Annotated in this window: 23 protein-coding genes; 17 read left to right on the top strand and 6 right to left on the bottom strand. The window is 42.7% G+C overall.

Features of this window, described 5'->3' with window-relative positions:
* Window positions 1-54 precede the first annotated feature (54 nt).
* Both PN462_RS02795 and PN462_RS02800 read right to left on the bottom strand, forming a co-directional pair.
* On the bottom strand, window positions 55-507 hold the full coding sequence (locus tag PN462_RS02795; protein ID WP_272126405.1) for an NUDIX hydrolase: 453 nt from the start codon (window positions 505-507) through the stop codon (window positions 55-57).
* Complete coding sequence (locus PN462_RS02800; RefSeq protein ID WP_272126406.1) at window positions 497-835, bottom strand: hypothetical protein; 339 nt, start codon at window positions 833-835, stop codon at window positions 497-499. The genes PN462_RS02795 and PN462_RS02800 overlap by 11 nt, the downstream gene beginning before the upstream one ends.
* Window positions 836-883: 48 nt before the next feature.
* Between PN462_RS02800 and folD the strand changes: the two genes are divergently transcribed.
* Window positions 884-1,753, top strand: coding sequence for a bifunctional methylenetetrahydrofolate dehydrogenase/methenyltetrahydrofolate cyclohydrolase FolD (gene folD / locus PN462_RS02805; RefSeq protein ID WP_272126408.1), 870 nt, complete (start codon window positions 884-886; stop codon window positions 1,751-1,753).
* A gap of 135 nt (window positions 1,754-1,888) precedes the next feature.
* Here folD and PN462_RS02810 read toward each other — a convergent pair whose 3' ends face one another.
* Window positions 1,889-3,256, bottom strand: a complete 1,368-nt coding sequence (locus tag PN462_RS02810; protein WP_272126410.1) for an NB-ARC domain-containing protein — start codon at window positions 3,254-3,256, stop codon at window positions 1,889-1,891.
* A gap of 338 nt (window positions 3,257-3,594) precedes the next feature.
* Here PN462_RS02810 and PN462_RS02815 point away from each other — a divergent pair, with 338 nt between their 5' ends.
* From PN462_RS02815 to PN462_RS02860, 10 genes are all read left to right on the top strand, one after another.
* The gene (locus PN462_RS02815; protein ID WP_272126411.1) at window positions 3,595-5,811 is read left to right on the top strand and encodes an Hsp70 family protein; all 2,217 of its coding nucleotides are present in this window, start codon (window positions 3,595-3,597) and stop codon (window positions 5,809-5,811) included.
* Entirely contained in the window at window positions 5,808-6,341 is a 534-nt protein-coding gene (locus PN462_RS02820; protein WP_272126412.1) for a LysM peptidoglycan-binding domain-containing protein, read from the top strand. Before PN462_RS02815 ends, PN462_RS02820 begins: the two co-directional genes overlap by 4 nt.
* Entirely contained in the window at window positions 6,338-9,061 is a 2,724-nt protein-coding gene (locus PN462_RS02825; protein WP_272126413.1) for a hypothetical protein, read from the top strand. The genes PN462_RS02820 and PN462_RS02825 overlap by 4 nt, the downstream gene beginning before the upstream one ends.
* A gap of 10 nt (window positions 9,062-9,071) precedes the next feature.
* The gene (locus PN462_RS02830) at window positions 9,072-9,761 is read left to right on the top strand and encodes a hypothetical protein (RefSeq protein ID WP_272126414.1); all 690 of its coding nucleotides are present in this window, start codon (window positions 9,072-9,074) and stop codon (window positions 9,759-9,761) included.
* A gap of 51 nt (window positions 9,762-9,812) precedes the next feature.
* Entirely contained in the window at window positions 9,813-10,304 is a 492-nt protein-coding gene (locus tag PN462_RS02835; RefSeq protein WP_272126415.1) for a nucleotide exchange factor GrpE, read from the top strand.
* 74 nt (window positions 10,305-10,378) lie between these two features.
* Window positions 10,379-11,245, top strand: a complete 867-nt coding sequence (locus tag PN462_RS02840) for a viperin family antiviral radical SAM protein (protein ID WP_272126416.1) — start codon at window positions 10,379-10,381, stop codon at window positions 11,243-11,245.
* Between the two features lie 94 nt (window positions 11,246-11,339).
* Window positions 11,340-11,690, top strand: coding sequence for a hypothetical protein (locus PN462_RS02845; protein WP_272126417.1), 351 nt, complete (start codon window positions 11,340-11,342; stop codon window positions 11,688-11,690).
* An 11-nt stretch (window positions 11,691-11,701) separates the two neighbouring features.
* Window positions 11,702-13,717, top strand: a complete 2,016-nt coding sequence (locus tag PN462_RS02850) for a hypothetical protein (protein ID WP_272126418.1) — start codon at window positions 11,702-11,704, stop codon at window positions 13,715-13,717.
* Complete coding sequence (locus tag PN462_RS02855; protein WP_272126419.1) at window positions 13,714-14,373, top strand: OmpA/MotB family protein; 660 nt, start codon at window positions 13,714-13,716, stop codon at window positions 14,371-14,373. Before PN462_RS02850 ends, PN462_RS02855 begins: the two co-directional genes overlap by 4 nt.
* A 23-nt stretch (window positions 14,374-14,396) precedes the next feature.
* Complete coding sequence (locus PN462_RS02860; RefSeq protein WP_272126420.1) at window positions 14,397-15,914, top strand: EH signature domain-containing protein; 1,518 nt, start codon at window positions 14,397-14,399, stop codon at window positions 15,912-15,914.
* Between the two features lie 172 nt (window positions 15,915-16,086).
* Here the strand turns inward: PN462_RS02860 and PN462_RS02865 are convergent, their stop codons facing one another.
* The 3 genes from PN462_RS02865 to rimI form a co-directional block, all read right to left on the bottom strand.
* Window positions 16,087-16,320, bottom strand: coding sequence for a deaminase domain-containing protein (locus PN462_RS02865; RefSeq protein ID WP_272126432.1), 234 nt, complete (start codon window positions 16,318-16,320; stop codon window positions 16,087-16,089).
* An 83-nt stretch (window positions 16,321-16,403) separates the two neighbouring features.
* Window positions 16,404-18,872 carry an ATP-dependent Clp protease ATP-binding subunit gene (locus tag PN462_RS02870; RefSeq protein WP_272126422.1) on the bottom strand — a complete coding sequence of 823 codons (2,469 nt, stop codon included), beginning with the start codon at window positions 18,870-18,872 and terminating at the stop codon, window positions 16,404-16,406.
* Between the two features lie 119 nt (window positions 18,873-18,991).
* Window positions 18,992-19,594: a ribosomal protein S18-alanine N-acetyltransferase gene (rimI, locus tag PN462_RS02875; protein ID WP_272126424.1), complete on the bottom strand. Its 603-nt coding sequence runs from the start codon at window positions 19,592-19,594 to the stop codon at window positions 18,992-18,994.
* A 78-nt stretch (window positions 19,595-19,672) separates the two neighbouring features.
* On the opposite strand from rimI, the gene lysA reads away from it, so the two are divergent.
* The 6 genes from lysA (at window position 19,673) to PN462_RS02905 (ending at window position 26,877) form a co-directional block, all read left to right on the top strand.
* On the top strand, window positions 19,673-21,061 hold the full coding sequence (gene lysA / locus PN462_RS02880) for a diaminopimelate decarboxylase (protein WP_272126425.1): 1,389 nt from the start codon (window positions 19,673-19,675) through the stop codon (window positions 21,059-21,061).
* Between the two features lie 127 nt (window positions 21,062-21,188).
* Window positions 21,189-22,109, top strand: a complete 921-nt coding sequence (gene cdaA / locus PN462_RS02885; protein ID WP_272126426.1) for a diadenylate cyclase CdaA — start codon at window positions 21,189-21,191, stop codon at window positions 22,107-22,109.
* 267 nt (window positions 22,110-22,376) lie between these two features.
* On the top strand, window positions 22,377-23,141 hold the full coding sequence (gene uppS / locus PN462_RS02890; protein ID WP_272126427.1) for a polyprenyl diphosphate synthase: 765 nt from the start codon (window positions 22,377-22,379) through the stop codon (window positions 23,139-23,141).
* 133 nt (window positions 23,142-23,274) lie between these two features.
* Window positions 23,275-25,059, top strand: a complete 1,785-nt coding sequence (locus tag PN462_RS02895) for a glycosyltransferase family 2 protein (RefSeq protein ID WP_272126428.1) — start codon at window positions 23,275-23,277, stop codon at window positions 25,057-25,059.
* Between the two features lie 91 nt (window positions 25,060-25,150).
* Complete coding sequence (locus PN462_RS02900) at window positions 25,151-26,242, top strand: CobW family GTP-binding protein (protein WP_272126429.1); 1,092 nt, start codon at window positions 25,151-25,153, stop codon at window positions 26,240-26,242.
* A gap of 362 nt (window positions 26,243-26,604) precedes the next feature.
* Window positions 26,605-26,877: a hypothetical protein gene (locus tag PN462_RS02905; RefSeq protein ID WP_272126430.1), complete on the top strand. Its 273-nt coding sequence runs from the start codon at window positions 26,605-26,607 to the stop codon at window positions 26,875-26,877.
* Window positions 26,878-26,930: the final 53 nt, after the last annotated feature.

Consider the following 26,930-nt stretch of genomic DNA (forward strand, 5'->3'; position numbering starts at 1 on the left):
CCAAGGAAACCGGATTTTTTGGACGCTGGACCGAAAGCGCGAGTTGGCCATAAATTAGCATTGCCAATCAACGAGATTACTCTCTATTAAATCTAGCAAAAATTTCCGATGAGCGAAGCCCAACGGTCGAATTTGTCTGGCTTTGTGGGAGTAAAATTCTCCTTTGACGATATCTTCGGGACAGAGCAAGGCCATATCCCATCCTTCATTTAACTGTAACTCATGGAGGGGAACAAGTAACGGAACAGCGAAAACATGACGTAAGGACTGATGTTCCTCATTGGGAAACTCACCCAGTTTAATGGGGGGTTTGCGTATCGTATAGTTAATTTCCTCTTGTAATTCCCGTTGCAGTCCTTCTTCGGGGGTTTCCCCAGGTTCGAGGTGTCCCCCAAAGAACCCCCAACACCCGGCTGCGGGGATGTGGGGGAGGTTATCTCGTAACTGCATTAAAAAACGACCTTTTTGATAGAGAATTGCGATCGCCACCTGTCGTTCATAACTCATACCGTTCACTCTCCAGAATATAAATATCCCGTAACTGCTGACCATCCACCTCAATCATCTCCTCTCGCACCTCTCCTGTCACCTGAACCCTATCCCCCACCCCAGGCAACGTCCTCTCCGTCATCACCCAAACCATTCCCTCCTCATCGGCCAACTGATACCCCCCTCCCTGTCCAAACGGGGCCTGTTTCACCACCTCCCCGCTAATTGTAATCGGTTGGCCCACCTGTTCCGTCACCTGTTCCGTTGTCACCTCACCCAGTCCCCCCGAACACCCCCAGAGACTGCCCAAAAGTAAAAGTAGTATAAGAAGATTCGCGCTGCGCATGATTTTCCTTGTAGAATCCAAAAGCTACGATTTCAATCGGCACGTTTTATGACAACCCTTCTCGATGGTAAAGGTCTTTCCCAAAAGATTCAGCAAGAACTCAAGACTAACATTGAAACCCTAAAATCGGAAAAAGGCAGACCTCCTGGTTTAGCCGTTTTGATGGTCGGCGAAGACCCGGCCAGTTCAGCTTACGTCCGCAATAAAGAACGGGCCTGTACTAGAGTCGGCATTTCCTCCTTTGGTCGCCATTTTCCCACAGAAATCACCCAAGACGAACTCATCAAAGCCATTCACCAACTGAACCACGATGAACGAGTCGATGGAATTCTAGTCCAACTTCCCCTCCCCGAGCATCTAGATGGGGTTGCCCTCCTCCACGAAATTGATCCCAACAAGGATGTTGATGGACTGCATCCCCTCAACTTAGGGCATTTAGTCCGAGAAGAACCCGGACTCCGCAGTTGTACCCCGGCAGGGGTAATGAAGCTCCTCAAACACTATAATATCCCCCTTCTCGGTCAACATTCGGTCATTGTGGGGCGTAGTATTTTAGTGGGTAAACCCCTGTCATTGATGTTTGAGGAACAGAATAGCACGGTGGTTGTCACCCACTCTTATACACGGGACTTAGGCAGTTTAACCAAAGAGGCAGATATTTTAGTGGTCGCTGCGGGACAACCGGATTTAATCACAGCAGACATGGTAAAACCAGAGGCAGTGGTGATTGATGTAGGAATTAACCGTGTCACCAACCCAGAAACCGGAAAAGGTCGTCTGGTGGGTGATGTCGATTTCCCCAACGTTCAGGATAAAACCAGTTATATCACCCCAGTCCCCGGTGGAGTCGGACCGATGACGGTGGCCATGTTGTTAAGGAATACTGTGTTGCGGTATCAAGGGGAGTTTATGGAATAAGTGAGAGATAGATAGACGGGTAGGTTGGGTGAAATGCAGTGTAACCCAACTTCCCCCTGATCCTTGGGTCATAAGTTTTTTAGGGCTTATAATAAATGGATTTAATACCAATCAAGCAGATTGAATATCAATTCATTAGCGGTGTCTATAATAGCGGTTTAACACTGGGAGTAAACTGTACCACTGATCGTCCTTGTCTAAAAAACCCCGTCTGCTGAGGGATTGTAGTGCATTGATTAAATCTGACGTGGCTAAGGAAGAATTTTCTTTTAATGTTGACAAACTGATTGGTTTATCAGTTTGAGATAATAAAGATAGGACTGCTTTTTCACTCTTGGAGATGCGATCGCACTGTTGCTGTACTATATCCTGTAAATCTTCCGGTAAAGGTTGAGTATCATCAATTAATAATTCAATCACACTCTCTCCCAATTCGTGAATGAGATTAGCAATAATCTTCAACCATAATGGACTTCCTCCACAAGAGCAAATCAAATTTTTCCATTGTTTACTTTCTGTTAAACCATAATCTTGTAAGATTTTACAACTGGTTTCAAAATCTAATCCGGTTAATTGTAAACTATAATTAGGCAGAAAATGATTATGCTTATTTTGATTTAACTCTTTGGGAACTTGCCAACCAATTAAAATAAAACAACTTTGAGAGTTTAATCTTTCAATTTTTTTAAAGAATGCACGATACTCTTGATAATTAACTTTATATTTACCAGCCAATTTACCACTTTCAAAAAGATTCTGAAGATCGTCAAACACCACCAAACAGCGATGAGCTTGTAAAGACTTGGTAAAAGACTGATAAGGTAAATGTCTTGAAGAAGTGGGCGAAAAAAAAGCCGTTTTCCAGTAAGATTTAAACTCACTCACAGAAGTTAAGGGATCGAGACTATACCACATAACATATTCAAACTGATCCTTAATCTCCTCAATCAATTTAACCGTTAACGCTGTTTTCCCCACCCCACTCATCCCAGTCAGTTTAACAAGACGACTTTGGTGTTGTAATATCCAAGTTTTTAGCTTATTAAGTTCCGAGGTGCGATTATAGAACACCCCCAAGTCTGGCATCTGACTTAAATCATAGTAAACGGGTTTAGGTTCACTTAGACTAACTTCTTCCTCATGGGATAAAGGCCAATGGGGTGTATCGAGTGGGGGGGTCTTATCTCCACAGGTATTCAAACTACCGTTAGCGGCAATATCTTGATCCAGGTTTAGACTATTAGCATTCTGCAATCTTTCCATCGCAGTACGAAAATTCTTTTTACTAATATTTTCACCGACTTTCTCAGAAATAACGCGCCATAACTCCGACCCCATATTCCGCACACTGCTCTCAGAACAGTTAAATTCCTTAGCGATTTGCTTATATGCCTTATGTTCCAACGTCCCCCGCAAAATCGCTTCTTGCAAATCATTCAGATGCTGATCAGTCTGAGCATACACCAGTTTATCCGCCAGATTTAATATTTCTTTAAGATTCATACCGAATAGACACTACAGGATTTTTCCAAATTTTAACGTACTTTTTTAGATTCTTCCAGACTATTTTGTATATTTTTGTATAAAACTGTAACCCAAGGTGTAGAAATTTGGACAATGCAAAGGACAAAGTTGTACTTTTTGGGACTGGACAAACCTGTTGTATCTACGAGAGACTGAGATAGAAAGAAGAAAAATCATCATTAATCGGGTTTAAATTTTCTGGCTTAGAGCTTGGTGATACTACGTAAATTTTCAGAAAATACGAGAATGCACTTAAATTTCATCCTGCCAAGGATAACAATAACTACTAAAATCACGAAAGTATGAGGATAAGTTAGATGGGTAATGTAGTGGGAATTGATCTAGGTACAACTAACTCGGTAACAGCATTTAAATGGAGTGATGAAGCGGAAGTTGTTACAGCAGAAGACAATTCTCCCCCAGATCGTAAATTAACACGCTCGGTAGTGACTTTAGAAAATGACAAATTTTTAGTAGGTGACAAAGCATATAATCAACAGCGTCAGCATCCAGAAAAAGTGATTGTTTCTATCAAGCGCTTGATGGGACGAGGTTTTAGTGAACCTGTTGTTCAAGAACAATTATCTCGTTTTGAATACAAAATTAGTCAATTAACGAAGGGGACTGATAATAGTCTTGCCGTTTGGTTAGATGGTTCAGAATACCAGCCTGAAGATATTTCGGCGGAAATTTTAAAAAAGGTAGTCCACAACGCTCAAGTTTATCAAAAAAAGAATGGGAAAAAAGAGAAGATTACTCACGGTGTTGTGACGATTCCAGCTTATTTTAATGATAAACAACGGGAAGCAACACAAACGGCAGTAACTAGAGCCGGTTTAGGATTATTAGAATTGCTGCCAGAACCAACAGCAGCAGCCATTTCTTATGGATTTAAACCCAACACTGATGATGTTCAAACAATTTTATTATATGATTTCGGTGGAGGAACGTTTGACTCGTCTTTAATTACAGCATCAGGGAATCAATTCATTGAGTCGGGGAAGGCTGGTGATTTGTGGTTAGGAGGCGATGATATTGATCAAAAGCTCTTTGAATTGGTAAAACAAAAAGTGATGCAGGAAGAAGGGCTGGAGAATATTGATGCGCTAATTGAGCAAATGCCCCATTATCATCGAGTTCGCTTTTTAGCCGATGTAAAAACTACGGTAGAGCAAGCTAAAATTGATTTAAGTCGTCAAAATAAAGCTCGAATTTTACCTTCAACACCTTTATTAGATGATCTAGGAATGACGATTCCTATCGAGTTGGAGATTACGCGCCAAGAGTTTGAAGCAATTATTTTGCCTTTAGTTGAACGGACGATCGCAATTTGTAAAGACACTCTCAAATATTCTGAATATCCTGCCGATATGGTGGATATTGTCTTGCTAGTAGGTGGGTCTTCTCAAATCCCCTTAGTCCAGCAAAAAGTCCGCGAAGCATTTGGGGCTGATAAAGTAGTGGTTCATCCTCGTCCTATGTATGCAGTTGCAGAAGGTGCAGCTATGGTGGCCGCAGGATTAACTGAAAAAGTTTCTACCGTATCTCGTGATTATTTTATCGAATTGGTGGATGAACCGCGCTATAAATTCATTAGTCAAGGGGATATTCTTCCGGTCACTATCTCTCATACTTTCCGTACAGAGGCTGATGGACAAGGATTAATTCATTTTAAATTTTATAGTCCGGATCGCGTCAGAGAAAATATTGATAAGCAGAATCAGGATGAACGGATTGGAGAAATGTGGTTGGCTTTAGACCACCCTTATCCACGGGGTACAGAGGTTTCCGTCACCGCAGAATTAGATGAAAAAAATGGTTCTCTACAAATTACTGCGGCTCTCAAAAATAATCCGGCAGTCCGAGTCAGTTGTTCTTTCTCTCGTGGTGGAGAAGATGAAGAACTGGCTAAGGAGGTTGAGCAGACTATTCAACAACTTAATGAAGAGGGGGATTTAACTGAACACGGGGTACAACGGGCTTACGAAATTGCAGGAGCAGCGATCGCAGCAACGAACCAAATTCGGGGGCAGGATAATAAACCACAAACGGATCGTATTGCTGCGGCTCAAGAGAAGCTACAAGAATTAAAAACGTTTGCTTCAGAAGATTACGATAAAGCCAATTTATTCGTGCGTGAATTTGAGTTTTTACTAGAAGCGTGTTTCTTTCTTCTTCCTGATGCTCAAGGCACTCGAATAGAAAAGTTAACTCAACAACTCAAGGAGGCGATCGCTAACCATAATTTATCGGCTATTCAAAAACTGAACGAAGACGCAGAAAAAGAAGTCGAGAATTTGCCCGAAGAAGCAGTGATGCTCTTGGCTGCTAAAGATGCGATCGCTACTGCTCATACCGTGAACCCTACTCACGCCAATGTCATGGTTGATAAATTCTCCCGTGTAGTTGCGGCCATGAAAGCGCAGAATGGTTCTGAAGCTAATCGACTTTGGAAAGAACTTGTCCCCGATGTTCTCAAATATAGCAATCAAGAAGTCTCGACTGGAAGTATTGCTACAGGAATCACACGATGAAAACCTCTCTCACTTGTCCAGTTTGCGATCGTCCGCAAATCGAAGGTAATACTTGCCCCAACTGCGAAACGGATTTATCTCTCATCCGTCAACTCATGGAGTTGCCCGTTGTATCTACTCCGTCCAAACCTCCCAAACTTACCTCTTGGGTACTAATTGCTGTTGCTCTCATCCTCCTCTTATTCGGAGTTGGCGTAGGTGCAGTGGGAAATGCAGTTTATGTACAGCAACAAGACACCTCCATTGCCACCAATTCTCCGACTCAACCCTCTCTAGTCTCTCCACCCAACCCAGTTTCACCCTTACCAACCATTACCCCAAACGATGAACAATCCTCCCCCACCTGTGGTGGCTTTTATTACCAAGTAAGACGGGGTGATTCTATATCGCGCATTGCTTTAAAGCTATATGGCAATGGAACTTTATGGCCACGCATTGTCAATGCAAATCCTCAATTACAAGGTCGAGAAAATACGTTAAAAATTGGTGAACTATTATTCGTCCCAAACTTGGAGAAAAATTGCTCATGATGTTAAACTTTTTGAATGGTTTAAGCAAACTTTTATTAGGAGTTGAGCTTTTAGAACTCTCTCGTCAAGCCTCTTACTCAAAATCCCAATTCCAGCACGCCCAACAGCTTGCCCAGCAAAAAAGATTTAATGAAGCGATTGCGATAGGAGAAGAGATTCTAAGTTTTTGGTCTCCTTGTCACTCTATTTTTCAACATTTTCTTTATCGGGTTTGGGGAGGTAATTTATTACAAAAAGTCCAATATTACTTGGGTGAGTGGCACAAGAAACGTCTGGAAGTCGAACAGTTAATCCAGTCTGCGAATTCAATTTTAGAGACAGAAACTGAATATTTACCCAATCCACAAGCACTCTCTAATGCTTTAAAATTGTACCAAACTGCCTATTCTAAGCACGAAGATAGGCAAATTCAGCAAGCAATGAAAAGATGTCACAATCTTTTCCAGTGGCGGCAGCAGTATCAGTCTCTTGTCACGGAAGCGAAACAGCTCGCTCAAGATAAATTCTTCCAGCAAGCCTATTCCTACTACCAAGAAGCTGAAAGGATTTTTGCAACTGATGAGGTACAGACTGGTCTTATTCATGTTGCTACTCAACTAGAGCGAGAAAAGAGTTTTGAATCTTCATTAAGTGAAGTCTATCAGCTATCTCAGGAAGGCAACTTTACAAAAGCGATCACTGTATTAGAAGCAGCGTTATCTCAATTTCCGCGTTCTGATGGACAGAAACTATTAGCCCACTTAAAAGCAGTTGCACAAGGAATTGCACTTTTTCAAGCTGGAATTAATGCAGAAAAACAAGGTGATTTCAACACAGCATTTTATAAGTATCTAGAAGTTCAAAAATTATTACCTGATATTAAAGAATCTTGCCTTGCTAAAGGGAGTGCTGCCATTCAAATGAAACGGTGGAATCAGGCCATTTCTTGTATCAAAGAAGTAAATGGAGAAAAAGGAAACTATATTCGGGGATTTGCTTATGCCAAACAAGGTGATTGGCAACAGGCGAAGCGGGAATGGCAATCACTGACTCACCCTCAAGTTAAACCACAACGGGAGCTTTTGGGGCGTTTCGTGGAACGAGAACGCTTACTCATGTTACAAGAAATTGAGCAATTGGTTGATAATGAATGCTTAATCAAGGCTCAATATGTGAGTTCTGACTATCTTCGGAAATTTGGTAGTGATGAACAGGTTGAAAGGAATCTCTCAAAACATATTCAACCTCGTCTAGATAGAGCAGTTTGGAAAAGTGGTGACTGGGGTGAAATTGCTAAATTTGCTGAAAATCAATGGCTACCAAATCGGGATATTGTGTCTCTGCATAATTGGGCGATCGCAGCTTACTATCATGCTCAAATCGATTGGACTCAATTAGAGGGGTTTATTGTTTCTTGGTCAACCGCGATCGTTAATCTCAACAAAGACCCTTCTTTAAAAAGTTTACCTTGGCGAAACTTTATCAACACAGAATCAGAAACCGTTGCATCACATCTCCAAAAAATATTAGAAGATAGTATTGATGCTTTGAAAGATACCCCCTTAAAAAATTATTTACATTTCCGGGATATTTATCGTCGAGAAATGGCTGCTCTTCGCTTTCTGAAAGCCAACCCAATTTCTGCACCACAATTTAACAACTTATCTTTAACTCCGGGGTGTTGGAAACGTAGCTCTATTTCTACCCAAATTAACATAAACATCCCTGATAAAACGGTAGCATCCCTCTATACTAATTGGGGATTAGCCGTTGCTGCTTGTCTAGAAGAAGACACAGAGCGTGCGATGCAAATTAAACCTAAAACGCTACCTAATCATAGCACCGAAAAATTTGCCCAAGCATTGGTTTCTTACTATGAAGGTCGGCATTATCTTCAACACCAACAATGGCGAGATGCCATATCACCACTTAAACAAGCTCGTCAAGAAATTCAAAAAAACACGGATTGGAAACAAGAAATAGACCAACTTTGCCAAAAACAACGTTACGCAATTTCTGATTTTAAAGAACATTTAGCATTTGCGGAATTTTGGTATTACTTTTTAGGGAGTCCATCAGCTAGAAGTTATCTTGCAGAATATAAAGCTGAAAAGATTCGAGAAGAATTGGTCGCAAATGACATTAGTGAAGCTCAAGCATCACGCGAACTAGACAAACTGCGGAAAATAGATGCTGAAAATCCTGTGGTTTTAGATCTCGCTGAACGAATTGAAGTAGCTCAAGAACTTCAGAAGATTGAAAAACTGATGAAAGGAAATAACTTTGAAAAAGTCGTTCAACAAGCTAAAAAATCTCATCATCAGCAAGTTCGCACTTCGGTTGCTGAAATTGTACTTAAAATTTTTGTAGAAGGTTTTAGCAAGCGAGATTTTAGCCTTGAAGAAGTCATTAAATTAGGGGACTGGGCTTACGAGCTTTGCCCTGATAGTAAAGATGTGCAAGATATTTACAACATCAGTCAAGAATTCAAACCTGTCCAGAATTTAATGAAGCAAGAACGCTTTGAAGACGCAGTGCGTTATGCCAAGTTGTCTAGCTGTGAATATCTTAGAGATTATTTAGCAGATTTTTTAATGCTTAATCTCATTGATGGCTTAAAAACTAAGAGAATTCCACCAGAAGTTATTTATCAGATCGGGAAATTCATTTATGACTTGTGTCCTCATCATCCCGAATACCAAAAAATTTATTATGATTTAGGACTGATTAATTACTTTTAGGAGGTTATTTGTGAACAATCAACCAGTGGCTCTGAATCCTTATGATATTCTTGGGGTATCTCAAGGAGCATCGAAAGCGGAAATTACTAAAGCAGTGGCTATAGCCATGAAGCGCAAAGAGTATCCGCTTAAAGATATTGCCGAAGCCCAGAAAGTCTTAATGGACTCGGAAAAAAGAATTATTGCCGATTATTTACGACCGCTTTTACCTCCTATTCAAAGATTTAAGCGGCAGGATTTTTCTGCTCTTAATAGTCCCACACCTGAATTATCTTTTCTTAGTTCTTTTGGGGCTAATGAAGAAGTATTCCAAGCAGAAATCTCAACTTGGCTACAAGATGCTTATCAAAACATAGACTCATCTTTAGCCGAAGACTCAATTCAGTCAGAATATCTAACGCAAGAATTACCATCCGAGCAAGAGTTATCCGTCTCATTCATCTTATCAGTTTTTAAAGGGCAAACAAACAATCAGCAAGAATCATCCTTCATCCCACATCAAAAACCAGAATTAAAAGTCAGTAGTTTAAATTTATTGGTTGATGCAATTCGCGTATTATTCTGGGTAGGTTTAGTGGGTAGTATTTTATTTTTACTCATCAAAATGCCCAATAGTGAACCTCAGCTACCCAAAGAGCCAACTTCAGAAAACGTTTCACCGTCTCAATTCTTTCTAGCAATGCCTACTCAAAAAAAGTAAAACTCTTTTGAGAGCAATAAAGATTAAACTGTCAGTAATAACCTAAAAATAATGGTCAATAATGAACCCAATTCCCAATTAAAGTTGAATAGTGAATTGCGAGATCAACTCGCCCATAAATTAGGCGTTCTCGAAAAGGAAAAAATGGCACTTCAACGAGAGTTGCGCGAACAAAAAGCACAAGCCACAGCCGCTAATGAAGACTTATTTTTAGAGTTATTAGATGTTTTTGATGCTATAGAATTTTTACTCAATTATATGAGAGAGCGTTCTGAACTCCCTCCACAGTTTATTGAGCGTTTACCGAAATCTCTCTCAATTGTAGAAAAAAAGTTATTAGGGGTACTTCATCGGCGGAAAGTTGAACCGATAGAGCTTAATGGGTCTGAACCCGATTTTCAATTATGCCGTGTTATTGAACGTGAAGAGCGTTCTGATCTAGATGATCAAACAATTACTAAAGTTGTCCGTCAAGGCTTTTGTTATGAAGATAAAGTTCTGCGTCCCATGGAAGTGATTACATCTAAAAAGGAATCAGAATAGAAATTAGGTTTTAGCATACACCAGTTTATCAGCAAAGTTTAATAGTTTTTTAGAAAAATATTACAACAGAACCCATGAGATACAGTTCATCGCCCGAACAAATTAAACCAATTTCAGTAAATTTTCATTTGTGGAAACATTGCAATTATAATTGCATATTTTGTTATGAAACGATGCCAGATATCAAAAGCAATTTATCTTTAGATGAGTCACTTCAATTGCTCAAATTGCTTCGTCAAGCAGGGTGTCAAAAAATCAACTTTGCTGGAGGTGAACCCACGCTTTGTCCATATTTAGGTGAACTTCTAGTGGCCGCTCGACATTTAGGACTGGTTACAAGTATTGTGACCAATGGTGCAAAACTGTCCCAGTTAATTCAAAAATACGCTTCTTACATTGATTGGGTTGCCTTATCAATTGATTCAGGTAGTGAAATAACATCTCAACATTTAGGGAGAGGAAAAGGGAATCATGTCAAAAAATCTCTAAATTTAGCTGCTCTCCTTCATGAATATAAAATTCGAGTTAAGCTAAATACTGTTATTACTCGCTTAAACTACCAAGAAGATATGTCAGACTTGGTTCAACAAGTAAATCCTGAAAGATGGAAAATATTTCAGGTATTAGCAGTCCAAGGTCAGACCGATAAAAGGATAGATGATCTTTTAATCTCTAGTAAGGAATTTAATTTGTTTGTTGAACAACATCAATTTTTACTCAGAGAAGGAATCAAAATCGTTGCAGAAGATAATCAAATGATGCAAGGCTCATATATTATGGTTGATCCTATTGGACGTTTTTTTAGTGATGCGAAAGGCTATCATGAATATAGTCAACCTATTTTACAAGTCGGTGTTGAAACAGCATTTGCTCAAGTACAGTGGAATAGAGACAAGTTTATTGAGCGAGGTGGAATTTATAATTGGAGAAAACCTTTTTAAATATCAAATTGTACCTATTAATTAAATTTTCTTTTTACATTATTTTAATTTTATCAATTTTAAAAAAAATATCTCCAAAAAAAAATAGTAAATAATGAAAGACACAATTACATCCCTAATAAACCCATCTCTGCAACAGCTAGTCAAAGAAATTCATGCAGTCAATCATGCTTGGAAAATAGCTTCAGAGTGTGGGGAAATTTACGCTATATCCAAATCCTTACAACAGATGAAAACTCGGTTACAAATGCGCTTACTTCGTAGCTATGCACCCCACCAAGTTTATCTCATCTTAGATCAAGACACAGAAAGTGAAGAACCCTTATATGGCTTACGTTTGAGAGAGGCAGTAAATGGTTGTAAGGATGCAGCGCATTTGCCTGTACGAGTAGCTAATAAAATCCTCACCACTGAACAAATTGAACAGTTTAAAAGTTTAAAATAGAGGACAAAGAAATGATTGATCCAGAAATAATTAACCAAGTCGCTATTAACATAATTATTGGAGGCACAGTCATAGGAGTAGTCTTTGAAGTAATTTCACTCTATCGCTATTGGAACATTAAGTGCGGCTCAACAGCTAAGGGAATTCAATATCTTAAAAAATATCAACAATCTGGTGGGACAAACCTAAACCAAAATGAACAGATTACTCGATGGTTAGTCCGTCATTTTGACGGTGAAATGAACGATTCTGCTTTTATTCCCAAACAAGAGGGAGGGAGTTTTGTCATGCTCTACTCTCCAAGTATATTAGGGAAATCAGTGCCACGGAGTCCCGTATATTTTGCTCCCACATTCCTCACTGCATTAGGAGTTTTAGGAACATTCGCTGGCATTTATTTTGGTTTACAAGGCGTTAATCTCAAAGAGATTCAAGAAGCCGATACACTCTTGAAAAGTAGCACTCAACTCCTAGAAGGTATGAAATTAGCCTTTACCACCTCATTATGGGGGTTGGGAGCATCAAGTCTATTTATGCTACTCCTCGCAGTGTTAGCAAGAATACGACAACTCCATCGGGATGGCCTACGGAAGGATTTAAGTAAAATCGCCTTGCTTCAAACACCCGGACGCATTCTTTCGCGGATGGATACCAGTTCAACTCGTGATGCTGCTGAGCAACTGGGAAATGTGGCGGATAGTTTGGCCGGATTAAAGCAACTCAATGCTCAAGAGATTGGCCAAGCTGTGGCAACCTCCCTAGAAACGACATTTATTCCCACCCTCAATTCCCTACAAACTGAAGTCTCTAGTCTGCGAGAATCCCAACAAGAGCAAGGACAAACCGTAGATCGTCTCGTGACGCGACTCAAGGAAGAATTAATCGAACCTGTTGTGCAACGTCTCGATGAAAGTGCGCGTCTTACCCAAGAAACCTCAGAAGCGGTTAAAGAACTGAAAGTCGCTCTGGGAGAGATTACAACCAGTTTATCCGATGCGATCGCCACTATCCAACGTTTCCAAGGCGACACCCTCAACGAATTAAAAGAATTTGCCCAGAGTTTAAAGGGAATTCTCGAACAATTCCGGAGTGACACCGAAGGAGTATTAGGAACAGTTTCTACCGAAATTCAACGGGCCGTTGCCGAAAGTACACAAGGCATGGAAGCCCAGCGAGAAGCCTTCGCAGCTAGTGCCGATCAAGCATCTACCACCTTCCGAGGTATCCGTGAAGAATTAGAAAAATCTCTCACCACTCAAGCACAACAGCAACAAGAGATGTTGACTGGTGTTGAAACTCGTACCCAGCAAATTCTTGAACAAGCCAACCAAGCCTTTATCAGTCAATCCCAAACCCTCGAAACCTTGGGAACAGAAGCCTCACAACTGATGAACCAATCCAAAGAAAACTTGTTAGAGACTCTAACCAATATTGACGGGATGTTGCAAGCCACTCGCACCACCGTTCAAGAAGAACTCGAAAAATTCCGTCTTGAATATCAAGACTCTCTCAAAAAATTCTTTGAGGATCAAAATAATTTACTCGAAGAAACCCTTCGCAAACAACGAGAGGAGTTAGAGCAAGTCATTACGAAACTTAAAGAAGTCTTCCTAGAAGATGCACAAGCGATGAGTCATTCTATCAAAGAGAGTATGACGAGCATTCAGGATGCAACTCAAAAGGTTCATAATTTAGCTAACCAAACAGGCTTAACTTCCGGTGAACGATTACAACAATTACAAGAAATTATCCGTGAAATCGGCAGTGAAGCGCAAAAAATTGATCATTCTTATCAACATCTAGCTAATCAATTTGATCAGGCTCTACAAAAAGGCAATGAGCAATTAATGGAATATTTAGAAAAAGCCAATGAAGCCTACCTGACGAACTTAAAAGACGCTGATCTAGCTGCGGCTAATATTTGTAATCAACTGAACCAAACCTCTCACGGATTAATGGATGTGTCCCATTATCTGGTGGCTTCAGCAAAAGAGTTAAAAATGTCTAACGGGAATCGAGCATCATGAGTGATTGGTCTGATGTAGAACTACAGGATGAAATTCTAGAAGAGCAAGATTCTGGCATTTGGTTATCCATTGGAGATTTAATGTCGGGGTTATTGATGTTTTTTGCTCTCCTTTTTATCACTGTGATGGTACAACTCAAACAGTACCAAGAAGCCTTTGATAATTTACCTCTTGTAATTCTTAATACCTTGCGTGAAGAAGTTCCCGGTGGTGATCAGTTAAAGGTTGATACTAAAACTGGAGATGTAAGTATTGCCGATGCTATCTTATTTGACGAGGGAAGTGCAGAACTTAAACCCCAAGGAAAAAAATTTCTACGGAATTTTATTCCCGTTTATAGTCAAGTCATTTTTTCTAATGAGAAATTTGAAAATAGTATTACTCGTGTCATTATCGAAGGTCATACTAGCTCAAAAGGTACAGAAAAAAATAATATGGAACTCAGTTTAAGACGTTCTGTATCGGTTGCGGACTATATTTCATCTATTGATTTTGCAACTCAAGATAAATTTAACAAGAAACTTCTAGCGGCAGGTCGTGGCGAAATAGACGCAGATCAAACAAGCGATCAGCCTTCAGATCGAAAAGTTGTTTTTCGATTTCAGTTAAAACAGCAAAATTTATGGGAATCCATTAAGAAGCAAGCTGAAAATTAAACATCTGCATCAGAGTAAGAATAATGACTTTAACATTTCGCTCAATTTATTTGCCTTTAACGCCTGAGCCAAACTGTCAAGAGCTCATTAACTTAGCTACATCTTACGGTCAAAATAATTCATTTTCAACCCCTGAGCTTCCTAGAGATGTTCCTAAAAATGAAACGAATTTACCGCGTAAAATTGAAGATATTATAGCAGATATTGAACAAGGAAAACCCGAAAATATTACCATTTTAGAGTGGGTGTACTGTTTTTATGGCAAAGCACAATGGGACACTCAACAAAGTGATGAACGCAAAATTACAACGGCTCGCTCAATTTGGACAATTGCTCAATCTAATGAGGTTCTTAAATTCCAATTATTTTGGCGTTTAGCAGTTTATTTGGATGATCACGACAACGAACCCGACATTCTTGCTCCTTCAATTGTTGATTGTTTTCAAGAATTTGCAGATCACTTTGCAAAAACGACTCCTTTGATTATCCAAATACTCTTGATCCTTAAAAAATTTTCTGATAAACCTGAAGCTATTCAAGAAATGGCTCGACTCAGTTGGAAAAATTTACAACTTCCCAAGACTTTATTAAAATCGGCTAAACTGCCTCAAACCCTTCAAATTGCAGAAGCCACTTTAACAGAAATTATTCATCAGTTTACCCAGTTGTCTAACCCCACTCAATCAAAGGTCAATTTATTGTTAGATTGCTTCACAGAAATATCAGATGAGGCACAAGTGAAAGAGGTAGAATACCTACTTCTTCATTACCCTAAAGAGAAAGCTGTACGTTTTTCCCAGTTAATTAAATGGTTGCAAAAATACTATGGGAGTGCAACTAGAGGTTCTCGGTGGGAGCAACTTTCTGTATCAGCACAAACAGCGTTAAATAATTGGATGGGAGCATTACAGTATGGCTATTTTAGAGATTTAGTTGAACAATTATTAAGAATTCTAACACTTCAACCATGGGAAATAAATCAATTAAGAAGTCGTTCTAAGTTCTGGAGTAATTATAGCGATCGCTTTAGAAGAATCCATATATTCCTTCCTCCGTCCTCTCAAACCAAACTCGGTCGTAATTTTCAGCATCAAGATATTAGTTTGCTCCAAGAAGATGGCAGTGATATGACAGAAGTTTGTGTTTTTGATTTTGGCGAGTTATGTATTGTAGAATTCTTCCGAGGACGAGGAAGTGAAACTCGTGTTTTTAGTAGTTTTAATAATCCTCAATATTTGCAGCTAAAACAAGTCCTTTTTGAAGGAAATAAATTATCAATTAAAAAAATTCGTTCTTTAGGAGGCGAGGTTCACGATCATCAATACGTTTGGCAATATTTTTGTGAAAAATTCCTGAGAGAAAGAGGGATTTACCCAAATGAAGAAGTTACCCAGTTTATAGGTATTCCTGCTCCTCATAACCAATATGATCGTAATACTGGTCTTCAAAAACCATCACCACAACAATTACAAGATCGGGAGGAAAAATTACACAGATGGAATAAAACCATGAAAGCCATAGAAAGAGAACTTAATAGTTAGAAAACTTGCTAAACTTTTTGAAGTGTGTTTTTTAGCTGTTGGCTATTCTTATCAAACCAATCAGGTAGTTGAAATTCTGGGTAATGACCAATGGGAAATTTTAAGTTTGTTATTGTACCTCACGATTTTGAGTAAGCCAGTCTAGCACCTGCTAGACTGGTTAATGATCTATTTAGCTTTGGCGGTAAAGATATTTCCAGAAGACGACGGTTTCAAGATTCGGGAACTTTTCTTGAAAATCCTCTAAGGTGCGATCGCACCCAGTACACATTTCCCGTTCTGTATAAAGATAGAGTGTTCCTTCTATATCTAACGCATACCCATTCGTTTCTAAGTCTTCCGCAAGTGCATTCAAGAGCTTATACTCCGCATTTACTCTGTATCCTCTGTGTCTCTGTGGTTCAATAACTCAAAAACAAACTGGGAAGAGAACTTAATCCCTTCCCAGCTTAAAATGACATTGAACAGAACCTTACAGTCCTACTCAAATTAGTTTTTCTCTAACAAGATTTGGTCTTCTTTCTTCGGAACAACGATCACCTTGTTCTCCTCATCAATATCAACCGTTGCCTTGTCTCCTTCGGCAATGCGGCCAGAGAGGATTTCCTCAGCCAATACGTCTTCGAGTAAACGCATGATCGCACGACGTAACGGACGCGCCCCGTAACTGGGGTTATATCCCTCCTCAACCAACCGTTCTTTGAACTTGTCGGTAACTTCGAGGGCGATCTCTTGTTCCGTGAGTCGAGTAAAGACTTCGCGTAACAGAATCTCGGAAATTTCCTTGACTTCCTCTTTGGTTAACTGACGGAAGACAATGATTTCGTCGAGACGGTTGAGGAATTCTGGACGGAAGTAGTTTTTCAACTCCTCGTTCACCAAGGAACGAATGCGGTTGTACTGCGCTTCGGTCTTGTCGTCCTCTAACTCGAAACCTAAACCGCCGCCACCTTTTTCGATGACTTTGGACCCGATATTCGAGGTCATAATCAATAAGGTGTTCTTGAAGTCCACCGTGCGACCTTTGGCATCGGTTAAACGCCCGTCTTCTAGGATTTGCAGCAGCATATTGAAGACATCCGGGTGGGCTTTTTCGATCTCGTCGAATAACACCACCGTGTAAGGCCGACGACGAACCGCTTCGGTGAGTTGTCCACCTTCGTTATACCCCACGTATCCTGGAGGAGAACCGATTAATTTGGAAACCGTGTGCCGTTCCATGAATTCCGACATATCCAGACGGATCATAGCTTCTTCTGACCCGAAGAAGTAGGTGGCGAGGGCTTTGGTTAACTCAGTTTTCCCAACCCCAGTGGGTCCGGAGAAGATGAAGCTGGCAATGGGACGGTTGGGGTTCTTGAGTCCTACCCGGGCCCGGCGAATGGCGCGAGATACCGATTTGACGGCTTCTTCTTGGCCGATGAGTCGCTGGTGCAGGGTGTCTTCCATGTTGAGCAGTTTCTCGGACTCGGTTTCGGTGAGTTTGTTCACTGGAACACCAGTCCAAGAGGCGACGATGTGGGCGATTTCTTCGGCATCCACGTTGGGGCCTTCGGTTTCGCTGTCGCCTTCGTTTTGTTTGGCGGAGGCGATCGCGCGAATTTCCGACTTGATTTCCATTTCCCGATCGCGCAATTCCCCAGCCTTATCAAAGTCCTGAGAACGAACCGCGTCATCCTTCTGCTTGAGAATTTGCCGCAGTTCCTTATCTAACTCCTTCGCCGCCGGAGGCAATTGAGAATTAATCAAGCGCACCCGTGAACCCGCCTCGTCAATGAGGTCAATGGCCTTATCCGGCAAATAGCGATCCGAAATATAGCGATCCGATAACTTCGCCGCCGCTTCCAACGCCTCATCCACAATTTTCAGTTTGTGGTGCTGTTCGTACCGTTCCCGTAAACCGTAGAGAATCTCAATCGTTTCTTCTACACTGGGTTCACCCACCATCACGGGCTGAAAACGTCGTTCTAACGCCGCATCCCGTTCAATGTGCTTACGGTACTCATCGAGGGTTGTCGCCCCAATACACTGAAGTTCACCCCGGGCCAAAGCGGGTTTTAGGATATTCGCTGCATCGATCGCGCCTTCAGCAGCACCCGCCCCAATCAGCGTGTGAACCTCGTCAATGACCAAGATCACATTCCCCGCCGAACGGATTTCATCCATAATCTTCTTGAGCCGTTCCTCGAATTCACCCCGGTATTTTGTACCAGCCACCAATAAGCCAATATCGAGCGTCACCACCCGTTTTTCTTCGAGGATATCCGGCACATCCTCATTAGCAATGCGTTGAGCGAGTCCTTCAGCAATAGCTGTTTTCCCCACCCCAGGCTCACCAATGAGAACCGGATTATTCTTAGTCCGACGACCGAGAATTTGAATCACCCGTTCAATTTCGGTGACTCGTCCCACAACGGGATCAAGTTTCGATTCACTGGCCAAGGCCGTTAAATTCGAGCCAAATTCGTCCAACGTCGGGGTTTTGGTGCGGCCTTGATTGCCGCTTCCGGCAGTCACTTCCGCCGTTTCGCCGAGCATCCGGATCACCTGCGTTCTGACTTTCGATAAGTCAACCCCCAGATTTTCCAAGACGCGGGCGGCCACCCCTTCGCCTTCTCGAATCAAGCCCAGAAGTAAATGTTCTGTACCAATATAATTATGTCCGAGTTGTCGGGCTTCCTCTAGGGATAACTCCAGAACCCGTTTGGCTCTGGGAGTAAAAGGAATTTCTACCGCGACAAAACCAGAACCGCGACCGATAATTTTTTCGACCTCAATTCTGGCATCTTTAAGATTCACACCCATTGACTTGAGAACTTTGGCCGCAACCCCAGTTCCCTCGCCAATTAGGCCCAGAAGAATTTGCTCGGTCCCCACAAAATTGTGACCCAAGCGGCGTGCCTCCTCCTGAGCGAGCATGATCACTTTAATAGCTTTTTCTGTGAAGCGTTCAAACATGACCTAATTCATCACCTGTTGCTTGCCCGTTGTCTGCTCATTCTAGCACAGGCTAAAAATTCCCTACGGGTTCTGTAGGGATCGGGGATCAACTCTTGGCAGGGTACGGGGGAGGACGATTAAGGGGAAAGCGGGGAATTCTGGGGGTTTTCTGGGAGTTTCCACGGAAGGCGATCGCGCCCTTTTTGTTGCCAAATTTTTAAATTTTGTAGAAATTTTGGGTCTTGTAGTCCTCCTAACCAGAGAATCAAAGCATCTTCTTGGGTCTTTTGGTAATAGCCTTTGCGACGACCAGCTATCCGGAAGCCCAATTTTTGATAAAGCGCGATCGCCGCCTCATTGGACACCCGCACCTCCAACGTCGCCCGTTCTAAGCCGCGCTGTACCGCCTTTTCCAGCAACGCCAGCAGTAAAAATTGCCCCAATCCTTGACGGTGATAATCCGGATGAATAGCCAATAACGTGATGTGAGCCTCCTCTACAATCGCCCAAAAACAGCCCAATCCCAACAACGGAGGACTTTGCCCTTTTTGGCTCGAACCCGCCTCATTGGCCGCCGCAGAAGGGACAGAAAGCACCAATAACTCACTATTGGGACTCTCCAATTCGCGCTGATATCCCTCTAAAGTCCATAATCCCCCAAGACAAACCCGGTCAAGCTCGACAACGGCCTCTAGTTGTGCTTGAGTCAAAGGTTGAAGTTGCAGTTCTGAGACAGTCACAAGCTCTCATTGTACACTAGATCGAGTGCGGAGGTAATCCCCTCGCTCCTCAAACTCAATTGCTAGATCAAATCACTCATGTTAACCACCGAAACACAAAGTTCCCAAACCGGACGGCAATATTTACCCACCGAAACAACCGCCCCCAATCAATCTTTACTCCCCCTTACCGCCCAAGTCAACCCATACGACCGTTTAGAGGTTGGGGGGTGTGATGTCCAAGACTTAGTAAACCAATGGGGATCACCCCTTTATATTTTAGACGAGGAAACCCTCCGAACCGCTTGCCGCCAATATCGGGATACCCTCTATAGCACATATCCCGGCGAAAGTCAAGTCATTTATGCCTCTAAAGCCTGGAGTTGTTTGGCCGTTTGTGCCATGGTAGGCAGTGAAGGACTAGGATTTGATGTAGTCTCAGGAGGAGAAGTCTATACCACCCTGCAAGCAGGTATCTCCCCAGAGGACATCTACTTACACGGCAATAATAAATCCGCCGAAGAATTAAAATACGCCTACGAGCAAGGGTGTACGATTATTATTGACAATTGGCTGGAACTCCACTTACTCAGCGAAGTGGCCACAGAGAATAATCCAGCCCAAATCATGTTGCGGTTAACCCCCGGCATTGAATGCCATACCCACGAGTATATCCGCACCGGACATATTGACAGTAAATTTGGCTTTGATCCCTCCCAACTCCCCGAAGTCTTCACCTTCTTACAGAAGCATCCCCAATTGAATCTAATTGGCCTTCATGCCCATATTGGCTCACAAATTTTTGAACGTCAGCCCCACCAAGACTTAGGGGGAGTCCTCGTCAACTGGCTACAAACTGCCCTAGACTATGGATTTAAGCCGCAAATTCTCAACGTTGGGGGAGGGTTAGGAATGCGCTACACCGAACAAGATGATCCCCCTAGTATTAAAGAATGGACTCAGACTGTAGCCCAGTCTGTAGCGAAAGCGTGCGAGGATCAGGGGTTAGACTATCCTAAACTAATTTGTGAACCCGGACGGTCTTTAATTGGGACCGCTTGCATTACCGCCTATACTGTAGGCAGTCGGAAAGTTGTCCCCGATATTCGCACTTATATTGCCGTTGATGGGGGAATGTCAGACAATCCCCGTCCCATTACCTACGAGTCAGTGTATCGTGCCGTCATTGCCAATAAAATGTCGGCTGCGGCCAATGAAACCGTGACTGTAGCGGGAAAACATTGTGAGTCCGGGGATGTGGTCATTCCTGATGCGCGTTTACCGCAGACGGAAGCAGGAGATATTTTAGTGGTGATGGGAACAGGGGCCTATAACTACAGTATGGCCTCCAACTATAACCGCATTGGTCGTCCGGCTGCCGTAGTGGTGAACCAAGGGGAGTCTTATTTAATTATTGAACGGGAAAATTACCAAGACTTACTCCGTAAAGACCGTTTACCCGACCGATTGGTTCGGAAAAGTCAATGAAACCGCTAAGGTATTAGTGGAGATGGCGATCGCGGTTTCAGAGTGAAAACTCAATGGTAAGGTTGAGTAGTCCCCCCCACGGGGAATCGCCCTTCACTGCCCACCCTCACTGTTACTCACACTCCCCATGTTATCCTTGGGTTCATTTCTAGAGGCCAGTTTAGTCCCCCCTTGGTTCGTCGAGGGGATCGATATTGGCCTAGTCCTCCTTCTGACTTATGCTGTTTTGCTGGCCATTGGCGAACAGCGAACCCTGTTAATGGTACGCGGTTTAATTGTTTTAATGTTAGCCGCAGTATTCACCGACCGTTTGGGGTTAGTTCATCTCAGTTTTGTTTTAGAACGTCTCGTTTTGGGGTCTGCGGTGGCCATGGCCGTGGTATTCCAAGCGGAATTTCGGCAATTTCTCGAACGTCTCGGTCGGGGAGACCTTCGCCATATGTTTACTACGTCCCGACGGTCTTTCCCGAAACCCGACAGTACCATTGATGAAATTGTCGATGCGGTGAAGGAATTATCCCAAAACCGGACAGGGGCATTAATTGTCATGGAAACAGGCGACCCCATCGACGAACGCTTTTTCTCTGTACCAGGTGTGGTATTGAATGCAGAAGTCTCTAAGGAGTTACTGCAAACGATTTTTCAGACCAGTACCCTATTACATGATGGGGCCTTATTAATTCGCGGGTCACGGGTGATGGCCGCAGGGATTATTTTGCCGTTGTCGGAACGGGTGGCCTCCCGTCAGTTGGGGACAAGACACCGGGCCGCGATGGGAATTACAGAACGGGTTGAAGGGTGTATTTGTATTGTGGTATCGGAGGAAACGGGATCTATTTCTCTGGCAGAACGACGCACGTTGAATCGACCGTTAACCAGTAGTAAACTCAAGGAAATTCTGGAGACGAAGTTTTCTCCGGTTATCGAACGGGAGTCGGTGGCCCCGACTATTGGCCGTTTAGGTCGTCAGTTGGGTTCAACGGGATGGGGGTTGTTTCAGCGTGCCATACAAGCGGGGTCTTCTGACTCTAAACAAGACAAGTCTTAGTTAATCTAGGAAAGGGGGAAAGTTGTCCGTCAGGGACGGAAATCAGGTTACAGTGAACACAACCAAGGTCTTAGGGATCAGTGTTCCCTGCTTTCTGGGTCTTGATCCAACCCGATGTCTGAGTCGGCCCTCTTAGGCAAGCTATAATACAATGCGTTGAATTGTGAAGAATTGTTGTTGAGATGTGACTTTTCTCCCAAACTAGACATCTCCTGTCTGAACGTAGATTGATGAATCGCAAGGCTGGGTCTTCAGTAATAGTAGCTAATGATAGTTAAACCGAGTTTGTCCCTGAAAACTTTACCACCGGATTTAGACCGCGATCGCCTCCCGCAGCACGTTGCTGTTATCATGGACGGCAATGGCCGCTGGGCGAAGCGCAAAGGGATGCCGCGCATTATGGGGCATCAACAAGGCGTGAATGTGCTGAAAGACTTGTTACGCTGTTGTAAGGATTGGGGTATTCCGGCGTTGACGGTGTATGCTTTTTCGACGGAAAATTGGGGACGACCGACGCAGGAGGTGGAGTTTCTGATGATGCTGTTTGAGCAGGTGTTGCGTCGGGAGTTGGCGGAGATGATGACGGAGAATGTCCGCATTCGGTTTGTGGGGAATTTGGCGGCCTTACCGGAGTCGTTACAGGGGCAAATTGCTCAGTCGATGGAGGATACACGGGATAATCAAGATGTGGCGTTTACGGTGGCCACGAATTATGGGGGTCGTCAGGAGATTTTACAGGCTTGTCGCGCGATCGCGCAAAAGGTCCAAGCCGGAGAAATTGAGGCAGAAAATATTGACGAGTCGGTGTTTGAGAGTCATCTCTACACCCACGAATTGGCCAACCCAGATTTATTAATTCGCACCAGTGGAGAAATGCGCATTAGTAATTTTCTTTTATGGCAATTGGCCTATGCAGAAATTTACGTCACCCAAACCCCTTGGCCGGAATTTGATCGGGAAGAATTCCACCAAGCCTTAATTAACTATCAAAACCGAGAAAGACGCTTCGGTAAGGTGGGGAAACGGTTGTAATCATGAATGATGAATAATTAATAATTAAAAAGAATAGTAGGGGCATGGCATAAAGAGGAGACAAAACCCCAATAAAAATTGCCATGCCCCAACCCCAATAGCTGTCAAATAAACAACCAATGACCAATGACAAATGATCAATGACAAATTAAAAACCTTTCAAGAAATCAGGCAAACCGCAGGAATAGGGGCGGCTATTAACTTTTTTCGTCACCGCCTTGTCCAGAAAATTAGAGGACGAATTAACTATCAAAACTGGTGGCAAAAGAACCGAATAAAACCCCAAGAGATCGAAGCAGCGAGAAGCGCGATCGCTACCTGGCAATATCACCCCACCTTCTCCATCTTACTCCCCGTTTATAACGTCAAACCCCAATGGTTAGAAGCCGCCATAAAATCTGTTGAACAGCAAATTTATCCCCATTGGGAACTTTGCATCGCGGACGATAATTCTACCTTACCCGAAATCAAAAAAATTATACAACAAAATCAAGCAAAAGACAAGAGAATAAAAAGCATTTTTCGAGAAAAAAACGGCAACATTTCCGCCGCCAGTAACACCGCTTTAACCCTAGCCACCGGAGACTATATCGCCCTCCTCGACCACGACGATGAATTAGCCATCAACGCCTTATTTGAAGTCGCTAAACTGCTGCAAACCCACCCAGAAGCAGACTTCATTTACACCGACGAAGATCATATCAATCTTAACAACAAACACATCGAGCCTGCCTTCAAACCTGCTTGGTCGCCAGAATACTTTGAAAGCCAAATGTACACCTGTCACTTAGGCATTTATCGAACCGAACTCATTAAAAAAATCGGCGGATTTCGCAGTGAATACGATGGCGCACAGGACTACGATCTCGTCTTGAGACTAACCGAAAAAACACAAAAAATATACTATATCCCCAAAATTCTCTACCATTGGCGAACCCTCAAAACCTCCTCCGCTTCAGGATTACAGGGAAAACCTTGGGCATTTCAACAAGGAAAAAAAGCTCTCACCGCCATGTTAGAACGCAGTGACGATTCAGGAACAGTTGAAGAACATCCTAAATTTCCTGGAGTCTTTCGCGTGCGACGACACATAAAACACCCCTTTAAAATCAGTATTATTATTCCCAGTGCCGGAAAACAAATCAGCCACGAAACCGGAGAATTTTGTCTATTAGAAGCCTGTATTGAAAGTATCTTAGACCAAAGCACCTATCGTTATTTAGAAATCATTATCGTCGATGGATACGACATCCCAGAACCCGTTTTAGCACGTTTAGAAAGCAAAATAAAATTAGTCCGCGATACGAACCCCTTTAACTTCTCCCACCGCATCAACCTAGGGGCTGCCGCAGCAAGCGGAGAAATGCTACTCTTACTCAATGATGACACCACCGTCTTAACCCCCGACTGGCTAGAATCCCTCCTCCAATTTGCCCAACAACCCGAAATTGGCGCAGTGGGAGCAAAATTACTCTTTCCGGACGGTAAAATTCAACATACTGGCATCGTTATTTTAGACTCCGTTCATCCCATGCACGTCTTTTACGGGTACGATAGCCTCCATTCTGGGTATTGTTTATCTAACATCGTTAATCGTAACTATTTAGCTGTCACTGGAGCGTGTTTAATGATGCGAAACGCCCTCTTTCAGCAATTAGGAGGCTTAGACGAAACCTTTCCCCTCAATTATAACGATGTCGATCTCTGCCTCAAAGCCCATCAAGCCGGATATCGTAACCTCGTCACCCCCTATGCCCAACTTAATCATTATGGATCAGCTAGTCGCTGTCACCAGCGAGTTAACCCCGCAGAACGACAAAAATTTGCCCAAAAATGGGCCCCATACCTAGAACAACTTGGAGGTGATCCCTACTATAACCCCAACTTCGACCAAACCAACCCCAACTTTGAACTCTGATCCCCCAACTCCACCTAACCCTCACAGATAAGCAATAATAGAAAAATAACGATAACCTTGAACAAGTTGCGACATCTGCGAGAAAACCATTATGCAAACTGTCGATCCAAACGCGACCCCCACACCGTCCATGAATGCCCCCAAACAAGGGCTACCTGTCACCATCATCACCGGATTCCTAGGGAGTGGGAAAACTACCCTCCTCAACCACATCCTCAGCAACCAATCTGGCCTAAAAACCGCCGTCCTCGTCAACGAGTTTGGCGAAATTGGCATTGATAACGAACTCATCGTCACCACCGACGACGACATGGTGGAACTGAACAATGGCTGTATTTGCTGCACCATTAACGAAGATTTAGTCAATGCTGTGTATCGGGTTCTCGAACGGGACGATAAAGTGGATTATCTTGTCGTAGAAACCACCGGATTAGCTGATCCCCTCCCCGTTGCCTTAACCTTCCTAGGGACAGAATTACGGGATATGACCCGTTTAGACTCCATCGTGACACTTGTGGACTGTGCCAACTTTAGCCTTGATCTATTCAACAGTGAGGCCGCAGGGAGTCAAATTGCTTATGGGGACATCATCCTATTAAACAAAGTTGATTTAGTGGATGAAGCTGATGTGGATAATTTAGAAGTCCGCATCCGAGAGATTAAACAAGATGCGCGGATTATTCGCACGAATAATTCTCAAGTTTCTCTCCCCTTAATTTTAAGCGTGGGTCTGTTTGAATCTGACCGTTATTTCGATCAAGCGGAATCAAAAGAGCATGACCATGATCACGACCATCACCACCATCATGATCATGACCACGAACATCATCACCATCATGATCATGACCATCACCATGATCACGATCATGATCACCATTCCCACCATTTAGACAATGATGGATTTTCCTCGATTTCCTTTCAAAGTGACAAACCTTTTTCGATTCGGAAATTCCAGTATTTCCTAGACAATCAACTCACTGCCAATATTTTCCGTGCCAAAGGAATTCTCTGGTTTGAAGAAAGTCCCAGTCGCCATATTTTCCACCTCAGTGGGAAACGCTTCTCGATTGAGGATGATGAGTGGAAAGATAGAACAAAAGGGAATCAATTAGTTTTAATTGGTCAAGATTTAGATCACGAGAAACTCAAGCAACAGTTAAATCATTGTTTAGCCGATGGATAGTTGTAGAATCGGTTAAAGTCTCTTTTCTGAGTCATAGGGAATCCGGTATCAACAGACCCTAAAACATCATGAAACGCGCTCTGGGTGGGCAATGCCCACCCTACTCAAATCTCTATCCCTGTTCCCTTTGGAATGTAAGTTTTTGACACAACTTATTTAGGAGGTGATTGTAATTGATTGTAGGTTGGGTGAAGCGTAGCGTAACCCAACATCCCAAAGCATCTTATATCCCCTAGAAAATGCGTTGGATGGATTTTTATTTTTCTTTATTTCTAGCAGGTTATCCTCCACCCAACACACCCTACCCTTAAACTGTTGTTTATGGAAAAGTCTCTAAAATATCAGTCAAGGCAAATTAAACGATGCAAGCACTGTTGTTCAGTCGAGAAGAAGTGGCCAAGCGTGCAAGACAATGGTATGACGGCCACATTCGTCAGCAAGTTGAGGTGGATGAGAACATCGGTAAAATGGTGATCATTGATATTGAATCAGGGGATTATAAAGTGGATAAAACCGGATTAAAATCCGCCCAGCAACTCCGCACTAAACACCCCAATGCCTGTCTGTTCGGTAGCCGCATTGGCTATAATGTCGCCACGTCGTTTGGTGGTGTAATGGAGCGTGTGTCAACGTGATTTCTGGTAGGGATAGGAATTAACTGATTATCATGCAAGCTATTTTTTGGACA

This window comes from Spirulina sp. CS-785/01 (assembly GCF_028330525.1).
Classification (GTDB): domain Bacteria; phylum Cyanobacteriota; class Cyanobacteriia; order Cyanobacteriales; family Spirulinaceae; genus JAQMSD01.